The organism is Sphingomonas sp. Leaf38 (assembly GCF_001421825.1).
Taxonomy (GTDB): domain Bacteria; phylum Pseudomonadota; class Alphaproteobacteria; order Sphingomonadales; family Sphingomonadaceae; genus Sphingomonas.
Genome location: NZ_LMLD01000009.1, coordinates 174,609 through 185,815, shown reverse-complemented (window position 1 = coordinate 185,815; position 11,207 = coordinate 174,609). Strand labels below are relative to the sequence as shown.

6 protein-coding genes are annotated in these 11,207 nt (G+C 66.3%); 2 read left to right on the top strand and 4 right to left on the bottom strand.

The features are described 5' to 3' along the window. Positions 1-31 precede the first annotated feature (31 nt). Positions 32-1,627: an isocitrate lyase gene (locus ASE88_RS03155; protein WP_056475359.1), complete on the top strand. Its 1,596-nt coding sequence runs from the start codon at positions 32-34 to the stop codon at positions 1,625-1,627. 106 nt (positions 1,628-1,733) lie between these two features. Here ASE88_RS03155 and treY read toward each other — a convergent pair whose 3' ends face one another. The 4 genes from treY to glgX are packed head-to-tail and all read right to left on the bottom strand — an operon-like array spanning position 1,734 to position 9,947. Continuing rightward, positions 1,734-4,175: a malto-oligosyltrehalose synthase gene (treY, locus tag ASE88_RS03150; RefSeq protein ID WP_056475357.1), complete on the bottom strand. Its 2,442-nt coding sequence runs from the start codon at positions 4,173-4,175 to the stop codon at positions 1,734-1,736. Further along, positions 4,172-6,145, bottom strand: a complete 1,974-nt coding sequence (malQ, locus tag ASE88_RS03145) for a 4-alpha-glucanotransferase (RefSeq protein WP_056475354.1) — start codon at positions 6,143-6,145, stop codon at positions 4,172-4,174. Before malQ ends, treY begins: the two co-directional genes overlap by 4 nt. Beyond that, entirely contained in the window at positions 6,142-7,848 is a 1,707-nt protein-coding gene (treZ, locus tag ASE88_RS03140; RefSeq protein WP_056475351.1) for a malto-oligosyltrehalose trehalohydrolase, read from the bottom strand. Before treZ ends, malQ begins: the two co-directional genes overlap by 4 nt. Next, positions 7,845-9,947: a glycogen debranching protein GlgX gene (gene glgX / locus ASE88_RS03135; RefSeq protein ID WP_235527787.1), complete on the bottom strand. Its 2,103-nt coding sequence runs from the start codon at positions 9,945-9,947 to the stop codon at positions 7,845-7,847. The genes treZ and glgX overlap by 4 nt, the downstream gene beginning before the upstream one ends. A 175-nt stretch (positions 9,948-10,122) precedes the next feature. Here glgX and ASE88_RS03130 point away from each other — a divergent pair. Then, on the top strand, positions 10,123-11,207 hold a 1,085-nt coding region (locus tag ASE88_RS03130; RefSeq protein ID WP_056476306.1), incomplete at its 3' end, for an NADH:flavin oxidoreductase/NADH oxidase.

The window sequence follows — 11,207 nt, the reverse complement described above, 5'->3', positions numbered from 1 at the left end:
CGACGATCAACGCAGCAGCGAAGGATCGCCCATGACCTACCAAACGCATATCGCCCAAATGACGACGCTCATCGCCGACCAGAACGGCACATGGGACGCGATCTCGCCCGAATCGGTCGCGCGGATGCGGCTCCAGAACCGCTTCGCCACAGGCCTCGACATCGCGCGCTACACCGCCGCGATCATGCGCAAGGACATGGCCGCCTATGATGCGGATCCGGCGAACTACACCCAGTCGCTCGGCTGCTGGCACGGGTTCATCGCGCAGCAGAAGATGATCAGCATCAAGAAGCATTTCGGCACCACCGACCGCCGCTACCTCTACCTCTCGGGCTGGATGGTCGCCGCGATGCGCAGCGAATTCGGCCCCCTGCCCGACCAGTCGATGCACGAGAAGACCAGCGTCCCGGCGCTGATCGAGGAGCTCTACACCTTCCTTCGCCAGGCCGATGCGCGCGAGCTCGGCATGATGTTCCGCGACGTCGACACCGCCCGCGCCGCGGGCAATGCGATCGAGGAACAGCGCCTTCTCAACGCGATCGAGAACCACCAGACGCACGTCGTGCCGATCATCGCCGACATCGACGCGGGCTTTGGCAACGCGGAGGCCACATACCTGCTCGCGCGGAAAATGATCGAGGCGGGGGCCTGCGCGCTCCAGATTGAGAACCAGGTCAGCGACGAGAAGCAGTGCGGCCACCAGGACGGCAAGGTCACAGTCCCGCATGAGGACTTTCTCGCGAAGGTCCGTGCCTGCCGCTACGCGTTTCTGGAACTGGGCGTCGAGGACGGCATCATCGTCACGCGCACCGACTCGCTCGGCGCTGGCCTCACCAAGCAGATCGCGGTCAGCAAGACGGCGGGCGACCTGGGCGACCAGTATAACTCGTATCTCGACTGCGAGGAGATCGACCCCGCCACCGCGCAGAATGGCGACGTCATCCTCAACCGCGACGGCAAGCTGCTGCGTCCGAAGCGCCTTCCGTCGAACCTGTTCCAGTTCCGGGCCGGCACGGGTGAGGATCGATGCGTGATGGATTGCATCGCCAGCCTGCAAAATGGTGCCGACCTGCTCTGGATCGAGACCGAAAAGCCGCACATCGAGCAGATCGCCGGCATGGTCGACCGCATCCGCGCGGTCATTCCGAACGCCAAGCTGGTGTACAACAATTCGCCAAGCTTCAACTGGACGCTAAACTTCCGTCAGCAGGTCTTTGATGCCTGGAGCCAGGTAGGTCAGGATGTGTCGGCCTATGACCGCGCACGCCTGATGAGTGTCGAGTATGACGGCACGCCGCTTAGCGATGAGGCGGACGAGCGCATCCGCACCTTCCAGGCCGATTCGGCAAAACGCGCCGGCATCTTCCACCACCTTATCACGCTGCCGACCTATCATACCGCGGCACTCTCCACCGACAATCTCGCCAAGGAGTATTTCGGCGATGCGGGAATGCTCGGCTATGTGAAGGGCGTCCAGCGCAAGGAGATCCGCGAGGGCATCGCCTGCGTGAAGCACCAGAACATGTCCGGCTCTGACCTTGGCGACGATCACAAGGAATATTTCGCTGGCGAGGCGGCGTTGAAGGCTGGCGGCGCGCATAATACGATGAACCAGTTCGCTGCCTGACAATCTGGCCGGAGCGAAAGCTCCGGCGCTTGACTAGCGTTGTCCGGATGGCGCGACGAAAGGCCCGTCCAGCGACGCGGCCTGGCCGTGTCGCGCCAATGGCTGGTCAGGCTGAACTTGGATCAAAAACATCGATGAAAACCGACTGTTCGGCGAGAATGTCGGCGACGGCCTCCCCCGACCCAAGTACCGTATCGCCCCACCAAGTTCGGCCTTCCACGTTATCAAGATAGCGTTCCGCGCAGCGCAAGGCGACGACGCACCGCAAGGTCGTACGGCTGTTGGACCGCTCAAATGCCAGCACTTGGTCGGAGCGAAGCCCCGTAACGGCGATCGGCGTATAATCCCCCGTCGCAAACAGCGCAGGATGCTTGCGACGCAGCCGTAAAAGGCGCTGGATGATCGCCATCTTATTAGGCGTATCCACGTCCGCGGCCTTGCGGAGCCGTGCATAGTCGACCGGTCGGCGGTTGTCTGGATCGACCAGACTGAGATCAGCGGCTTCCGTACCCTGATACAAATCGGGGACGCCGGGCACCGTGTAGCGCAGTACGACTTGCGCGAGACTATTGGCATCCGCGACGGGCGCAATCTGCACGACGAACGCGACCATGTCATCGAGAAACGCCCGCGACCGATCTGGACTGAGCAGCGCACGCGCGACATCGTGACAATGCGTCTCATAGGCCTCATCGGGTGCTTCCCACGACGAGCGGAGTTTAGCTTCGCGTAACGCTTTTTCCTGCCAGGCTACGACCCGCTCGGCATAGGCGGAAAGACCGTCGGCATCCGACGCGGAGAGCCGCTCGGGCCATGCGCCGAACAGCGTCTGGAGCAGCATATAGGTATCGGCGGGATCGACCCTCTCGGCAAAAGGCGCGGCCAGAGCGAGCCAATGTTCGACCCGACCAAGCCAGAGACCTGGCACCTCGCTCAATACCGCGAGCCGGGCGCGGACGTCTTCGCCCCGTTTGTGGTCGTGCGTGGCCGTCGCGAGCATGGCGGCTGGCCAGTCGCGCGCGCGGCCGATCATCGCGGCGTGAAACTCACCGATGGGAAGCGACATCCGCGCGGCATCGAAGCCGACGTCGTTGCGCGACAACAAGCGACCATAGCGGTAGAAGGCGGTGTCCTCGACCGCCTTGGCGGCGATCGGCGCGGACAGTTGCTGGAAGCGTCGCACGGCGTCGGCCGCGAGCGCGGCAACGCCCGGACCTCCGCCTGCGAGCCAATCGAGAATCTGGTCGACGACCGCGCCTTCGCCGGGCGGCACGAAGCGCGCGACGCGCTGGCGGACGGTGTCCCGGATCGCTGCGTCTGATGCGGGTGCAGCATCCCCAGTTCCGTAAGTGCGGTAGACCGGAAAAACCCAGAGCAGGCGTTCGATGGCGCGGTGGAGCATCCCGGCGGTGAAGCCGTCGCACTCAGGGGCGGACCGTGCCAACGCGACGAAGGCCTCGACGCAGCGGCGATGTTGCGCGTCGAACTGCCATGCGAGCAGCTCCTGGCGGGCCCGCAGTTCTTCGGGTGCGAAGTCGGCGGAGCGTCCACTGACGTCCGCCCACAGTTCGGCGAGCGGTTCGGCGCCGGCCGGGGCGTGCAGCAACGCGGTGACCTGTTCCATGAAGTCGTAGCCGCTGGTGCCGTCGACGCCCCAGTCGGTGCTGAGCGGTTCGCCATCGGCGAGGATCTTCTCGACGACGATGTAGGCCGGGCCGGGCGGCGCATCGGCGGGACGTTCGATCGCATCGAGCCTCGCGCGGAGCTGACGGCAATAGCCGGCGGGATCGGTCAGGCCGTCGACGTGATCGACGCGGACGCCGTCGATCAGACCCTCGGCATAGAGACGAAAATACAGCGCGTGCGTGGCGTCGAACACAACAGAGTCCTCGGCGCGGAGCCCGGCGAGGTCGTTGATCGTGAAGAAGCGCCGCCAGTTGAGTTCGTCGTTCGCGACGCGCCATGACGCCAGGCGGTAGTGCTGGTGGTGGAGGAGTGCGGCGATGTCGTCGGTGGCGGCCGTCGCCTGGTCCTCGTCGCGGATCGGCAGGCGGTGCTCGCCATAGGCTTCGAGGACATAGCGGCCGTCGACCTGCTCGACCTTGAGCGCACCGCTCGCGAGCGTTTCGGCGAGCGGATCGCCGAGGATCGGGAGAACCAGCTTCTCGCGCCAGTCGATGTCGAAATAGCGCGCGAACGCGCTGGCCTGGCCGCGGGCGAGGACGTCGTTCCACCACGCGTTCTCGCCGCCGGCGACACCCATATGGTTCGGGACGATATCGATGATGACGCCCATCCCGCGCGTGCGGAGCGCCGCGACAAGGCTGCGAAAGGCGGACTCGCCACCGAGCTCGGGGTTGATCCGGGTCGGGTCGACGACGTCGTAGCCGTGCGTGGAGCCGCGGCGCGCGGTGGTGATCGGCGAGGCGTAGAGGTGGCTGATGCCGAGATCGTCGAGATACGGCACCAGCGCCTCCGCGTCGGCGAAGGTGAAGTCCTTGTGGAACTGGAAGCGGTAGGTAGCGCGAGGCGTATGGGGGGCGATCATGCGGGTCTCGTGGCGTTGAGCGTGTCGATTCGGGCGGCGACGTCGGGGCGGGTCAGCAGCGCCTCGGTCGTGTCGGGCATGCGGCGGCGCCAATTGGGGTGCTCGTCGATCGTGCCGGGGAGATTGGGCTGCTCGATAAGGCCGGCGAGATCTTCGATCGGGAGGATCGCGAGCGCGCAGGGCGTGCTGGCGACATGCGCGATCGCGGCGTCGACGACGGGGGCGGTATCGTCGGGCGCGGGTTGCGGCGTGTCCGTGTCGATGGCGGACCAGAGCGCAGCACGATCTTCGGCGCGCCTGGCACGATCGGCGGCTTCGTCGGGCGCTTCGGACTTGCGGCCGAGATCCCAGGTCCAGCCGATATCGCGGCCGCTCCACCAGCCGGCGACGGTGGCGAGGTCGTGGGTACCGGTCATCGCGACCGCGTCGGGCGACCATCTGGCGGGGGGAACGAAGCCGTCCGCGTCGCGCTCGAACCACAGCACGCGCATGCCGAGCATGGCGCGCGCGTCCATCGCCTCGCGGAACCCGTCGGGGACGGTGCCGAGGTCTTCGCCGATGACGATCGCCTTCGCGCGCTGCGACTCCATCGCGATGATCCGCATCAGGTCGTCGAACGGCATGTCGAGATACGCGCCGTCCGCAGCAGATGCGCCTTCGGGGACGACCCACAGGCGGCGGAGCCCGAACGCATGATCGATGCGGATTCCGCCGGCATGCGCGAGCGCGGCGCGGATCGTCGCGATGAAGGGGGCGAAACCGGACTCCCGCAGGCCTTGCGGGTCGAAGCCGGTGATGCCCCAGTTCTGACCATCGGGACCGAGCGGATCGGGGGGCGCGCCGATCGACAGGCCGGTCAGCAGGTCGCCGCGGCGGCTCCAGCCGTGGCTGCCGCCGGGGTCCATGCCGACCGCGAGATCGGCGATGAGGCCGATCGCCATGCCGGCGTCGTTGGCCGCACGTTGCGCAACGTCGAGGTCGCGGCGGGCGAGCCACTGGAGGAAGACGTAGAAGGTGACGTCTTCGGCGTGCTCCGCGACAAAGCTGCGGACGGTGGGGCTTGCGGGATCGTGATAGTCGGCCGGCCAGTGCTGCCACCCCTTGGCGCCGGTGGTGGCGAAGAAATGCGCGTGGAGCGCGTCGAACTCGGCGTGGCGTTCGAGGGCGTCACCGCCCTCGCGGCGGAACGCTGCCAGCATTTCGGCAAGTTCTGCAAAGACTTCCGAAAAGGCTCTGCGAAAGCGTGCGAGCTTTGCCGGGATTGCACTCTGCCACGCGATGAGATCGGGCGCAGGATCGTCGGACACGACGCCGAACGCAGACGGGTCGCCGTACAGGCCGTTGAGGAACTGACGGCTCGAGGGTGCGTAGGGGCTGTACCGGCTGGCATCGGCGGGGAACAGCGCGTGCGTCGGGCTGATCGCAAGCGCGTCGGCACCGCGTGCGCCGAACGCGCGGGCGGCTTCGGCAAGCGAGGCGAAGTCGCCGAACGCGTTTGGCGCGTCGGTGCGGAGGCTCGGAATCTGGACGACGGGCGCCCAGAGTTTGCGGCCCGGTAACGCATCGACGACGGTATAACAGCGACGTGGCGCAACGAGCAGGTCGATCACTTCGCCCTGCATTTCAAGGCGATGGTAGCCGCTCTTGTTTATCGGACTCACCATGCCGCGATCGATTGCGACCGACTGGGTCGTGCCGTCTTCCAGCATGAGTTCGGCGTTGCCCGATACCGTCGTGGCGAGTGGGATCGGGTCGCCCATGTCGACCGATACGAAACGGGGGCTCCGCGCGTTTCGCGCTTCGATCGCGGCAAGGCTGTCGCCGATCTGCTTCTCGCTGGCGGACGGGTGCCCGAGGCGGTCGAGGATCGCCTGCAGCGCATCGTCGGGGACCGTCTGACGCGAGCCTGCCGCGTCCTGCCATTCGGGTTGCAGGCCCGCGGCGATAGCAAGGTTTCGGAGGCTGCTCATCGATCCAGCCAGACTGCCACGCTGGCGGCATGTCCGGGCTCGCCGTCGCTGAAGATCGGCAAGACCCCTATGTCAGGAAAATCAACAGGTTCCTTGCCGAGATTGAGCGCGATGGTGAGGATCGCGCCGTCTCCCATCGTCCAGCGCGCGACCACCGCCCCCTCACCGATCGCTTCGGCGCCGATCGCGGTCGTGCCGCGTAAACGGGGGATGATCTGCGCGTGGCGGATCGTCAGCAGCGTCCGGTACAGGTCCTGCCAATCGGCGGCATCGGGGCCACCGCGCGCGCGTGATCGCTCGAAGGTTTCCTGCGCGTTGGGGTCGGGGATCGCCTCACGCGCCTCCGGGTCGGCGAAGGCGGCGAACTTGGCGAACTCCTTGCGGCGGCCTTCACGCACCGCATCGGCGAGGTCGTCGTGGAAGTCGGTGAAGAACAGGAACGGGCTCTCGCTGCCGTGATCGTCGCCGATGAACAGCAACGGGATCTGCGGGCCGAGCAACAGCAACGCGGTGGCGGCACGCAGCGCCTGGCGGTCGGCGAGCAGCGTCAGCCGCTCGCCCATTGCGCGATTGCCGACCTGGTCGTGGTTCTGGAGGAACGCGACGAACGCGGTCGGCGACAGATGCGCGCTGGGCTTGCCGCGCGGCTTGCCGTCATGGTTGGGGGAGCCCTCCCCCTGGTAGATGAAGCCTTCGCCGAGGCAGCGCGCGAGGCGTTCGGCGGGGCGGTCGGCGAAGTCGGCGTAATAGGCGCTGGTCTCGCCGGTGAGCAGGACGTGGAGGACGTTGTGGAAGTCGTCGTTCCACTGCGCGTCGAACGCGGCCGGGTGAAGCCGGTCAGCGTCGTTGCCTTCGTTTTCGAGTACGAGGTGGACGTGGCGCCCTGCGGTCTTCTCGCGTAGTTCGGCCGCCATCGCGTCGAGAAAGGCGTCGTTCTCGATCGCGTGGACCGCATCGAAGCGGAGGCCGTCGAACCTGTAGGCGTTGAGCCACATCAGCGCGTTGTCGACGAAATAGTGGTGGACCGGCGCCTGATCGACCGCGACCGCGCCGCCCCAGGGGGTATCGACGTCGGCGTGGAAGAAGCCCTTCGCATAGGCGCCGAGATAGTTTCCGTCGGGCCCGAAGTGATTGTACACGACGTCGAGGAACATCGCGAGGCCGAGCTCATGCGCGCGATCGACCAGCGCCTTGAGCTCGTCGGGCGTGCCGTAGCTCTCGGCGGGGGCGTAGGGCAGCACGCCGTCATAGCCCCAGTTGCGCATGCCGCCGAACGCGTTGACGGGCATGAGTTCGATCGCGGTGATGCCGAGCGCGGCGATTGCCGGAAGCTGGTCCGCGACGCCGGTGAAACCACCGAGCGTGCCGACATGGACCTCCTGGATGACCATCTCTTCCCAAGGACGACCGCGCCAGTCCGCGATGCGCCATGCATAGGCATCGTGATCGACCACCATGCTCCAGCCGTGAACGCCGCCATCTTGCGCCCGCGCGGCCGGGTCGGGTACGGTCAGATCGTCCGCCAGCCGGAACCGGTAGCGGGCGCCGACGCCCACCGAAGCGGTCGCCTCGAACCAGCCTTCCGGGTCGCGGGTCATGGGGACCGCATCGCCATCGGCGATCTCAAGCGTCACGCGGTCGCGGTCTGGTGCCCATAAGCGGAAGGTCGCGCCGTCGTTGGCGAGCGTCGGTCCCCAAATCATGCCGCTGCGATCGTCCAGGACAGCAACGCCGCGCCCTGCGGGGGGAGCTCGTAGCTGTCCCTGATCGACGTGGCGGGCTGCTCGGGTTTGCTGCTGTCGATCAGCACGGTGCGCTCGACCTCTGCCGGGGGGGGCATGTGGAAGGTCAGCGGGCCTTCCGAGGCGTTGAGCAGGAGCGATATCACCTGCACTTCACCGGACTCCAGCTCGCACGCTCGGCGCATGACCAGCGCGCGGCCGTTGGTGTTCTCCCAGTCCTCGGGCGTGAGTTGCAGGCCACGTTCGTCCCACCATTCGATGTCCTTTAGGCCCTCGGCCGGCGTGTCCTCACCGTAGAGGAAGTTGCCCGCGCGGAGCATCGGATAGTCGCGACGCAGCGCGATCAGGCGCGCGGTGAAGTCGATCAGCGCGTTACCCTCGGGGGACTTCGCCTTCTCCCAGTCGAGCCAGCTGATTTCGTTGTCCTGGCAATAGGCGTTGTTGTTGCCGTTCTGCGTGCGACCGAACTCGTCGCCCGCAACCAGCATCGGCGTGCCCAGCGATGCGAACAATGTCGTCAGCATCGAGCGCATCACGCGCGACCGCGTCTCCAAGATCGCGGCGTCTTCGGTCGGGCCCTCGACGCCCCAGTTGCGCGAGCAATTGTTCGAATGGCCGTCGTTATTGTCCTCGCCGTTCGCCTCGTTGTGGCGCTCTTCGTACGCGACGGTGTCGGCGAGCGTGTAGCCGTCATGCGCGCCAAGCAGGTTGACGCTGGCCCAGGGGCGGCGCGCACGGCGGTCGAACAGATCGGCCGAGCCGGTCAGGCGGGCGGCGAGATCGGCGCGTTGCGCATGATCGCCGCGCCAGAACTTGCGCACCGTATCGCGGTACTTGTCGTTCCACTCTGCAAAGCCGGGGGGGAAGTTGCCGAGCTGATAGCCGCCCGGGCCGATGTCCCACGGCTCGGTGATGAGCTTCAGGCGTCCGAGCACTGGATCCTGGCGCAGCACGTCAAAGAACCCTGCACCGGGATCGAAGCCGGTATCCGTCCGGCCCAGCGTCAGCCCGAGGTCAAAGCGGAAGCCGTCGATGCCGAAACTGGTCGCCCAGTAGCGCAGCGAATCCGCGACCATCTGGAGCACGCGCGCCTTGGTGAGATTGAGCGTGTTGCCGGTGCCGGTGTCGTTGATCGAGAAGCGCGGATCGTCCTTGACCAGTCGGTAGTAGCTCGCATTGTCGAGCCCGCGCCACGACAGCGTTGGCCCCTGTTCCGAGCCCTCGCAGGTGTGGTTATAGACGACGTCGAGGATCACCTCGATCCCGGCGGCATGCAGGCGGCGGATCGAGCGGCGCAGTTCGTTATGACTATCGGTCGCGAAGAACGAGCGCTCGGGCGTAAAGAAGTTGAGGGTGTTGTACCCCCAGTAATTGCGCAGCCCCTTTTCCTGGAGGAAGCGATCCTGGATGTACGTGTGGATCGGCAGCAGCTCGATCGCGGTGACGCCGAGCCGTTTGAGATGATCGATGACCTTGGGGTTGCCGAGGGCGGCGAAGGTGCCGCGTTCGGAAGGCTGAACCTCGTCGAACAGCTTGGTGAGGCCCTTGGTATGCGCCTCGTAGATCACCGTCTCCGACCAGGGCGTGTTTGGCCGAACGTCGCGCGACCAGTCGAAATGGCTGTCGGTTACGACGCCTTTGGGCATCGTCAGCGCGCTGTCGCGCTTGTCGAAGCTTAGGTCTGCGCGGGGCGACTTCACCTGATAGCCGTACATCGCGTCGGTCCAGCGCAGTTCGCCGATCATCTGCTTGGCATAGGGGTCGAGCAGCAGCTTGTTCGGGTTGAAGCGGTGGCCTTCCTCGGGGGCGTAGCGGCCATGCGCGCGATAGCCGTAGACTAGACCGGGCTGCGCGTCGGGGAGGTAGCCGTGCCAGACCTCGTCGGTCCATTCGGGAAGCGCATAGCGTTTCAGCTCGCGGCGGCCGGTCTCGTCATAGACGCACAGCTCGATCTTCTCGGCGTTGGCCGAGTAAACCGCGAAATTGACGCCCAGGCCATCGAAGGTCGCGCCTAGCGGATAGGCGGAGCCGGCGTCAAGCGTGTCGGGCAGTAGATGCAAGGCGAAGACCCCTAGTTTTAGCGCTGCGGTCGCGACTTTATCGCGGTGCAGCATTCCTTGGCGTGAAACCCGTCCGCCGGTTCCTATGTTCCGCACCGGACAGCGAGTTTTCTACGCACTCGCATCACGCATCAAGGGACATCCGCATGCCTTCCACTTTCCGATCGATCGCCGCATGAGCGGGCCCAAACTGTTCGCGCCGCTCAGGGTCGGCAACCTGACGCTGGCCAACCGGATCGTCATCGCGCCGATGTGCCAATATTCGGCGATCAATGGCTGCATGAATGACTGGCACCAGATCCATCTTGGCCAGCTCGCGCTGTCGGGCGCGGCGCTGCTGACGATCGAGGCGAGCGCGGTGCTGCCCGAGGGGCGTATCACGTACGGCGATGTCGGGTTGTACGACGATGCGACCGAGGCGGCGATGGCGGGGGTGATCGAGAGCATCCGGCGCTGGTCGGACATGCCGATCGCGATCCAGCTGTCGCATGCCGGGCGCAAAGCCTCGTGCGAGGTGCCGTGGAAGGGGGGCGCGCAGATCGCGCCGGGCGCGCCGAACGGCTGGCAGACCGAGGGCCCCTCGACCGTGCCGTTCCTGCCGGAGGAGAATGCGCCGGTCGCGCTCGACGCCGAGGGACTGGCGCGGGTGCGCGACGCGTTCGTGGCGGCGGCGGTGCGCGCGGCACGGCTCGGGATCGATGCGGTGCAGTTGCATGCGGCGCATGGCTATCTGCTGCATGAATTCCTCTCGCCGCTCTCGAACCGCCGCGAGGACGCGTATGGCGGCAGCCTCGAAAACCGGATGCGCTTCCCACTCGAAGTGTTCGATGCGGTTCGGGCTGCGTTTCCAGCAGAGCGCGCGGTGACGATGCGCGTATCGGGGACCGACTGGGCCGAGGGCGGCTGGGACTCCGACCAGACGGTCGCGTTTGCCAAGGCGCTGGAAGCGCGCGGGTGCAGCGCGATCCATGTGTCGAGCGGCGGGATCACGCCGGCGCAGCAGATCCCGGTCGGGCCGAGCTATCAGGTGCCACTGGCGCGCGCGGTGAAGCAGGCGGTGTCGATCCCGGTCGTGGCGGTCGGGCTGATCACCGACTTCGAGCAGGCCGAAGCGATCATCGGGACGGGCGATGCGGACATGATCGCGCTCGCCCGGACCATCTTGTACGACCCGCGCTGGCCCTGGCATGCGGCGGCGCACCTTGGCGGGAAGGTCAAGGCGCCTAACCAGTATCTGCGATCGCAGCCGCGGCAATTTAA

Bases quoted from the DNA above. Each gene is read 5' to 3' on its own strand.
- ASE88_RS03155 (WP_056475359.1), top strand. From the start codon at position 32: ATGACCTACCAAACGCATATCGCCCAAATGACGACGCTCATCGCCGAC.
- treY (WP_056475357.1), bottom strand. From the start codon at position 4,175: ATGATCGCCCCCCATACGCCTCGCGCTACCTACCGCTTCCAGTTCCAC.
- malQ (WP_056475354.1), bottom strand. From the start codon at position 6,145: ATGAGCAGCCTCCGAAACCTTGCTATCGCCGCGGGCCTGCAACCCGAA.
- treZ (WP_056475351.1), bottom strand. From the start codon at position 7,848: ATGATTTGGGGACCGACGCTCGCCAACGACGGCGCGACCTTCCGCTTA.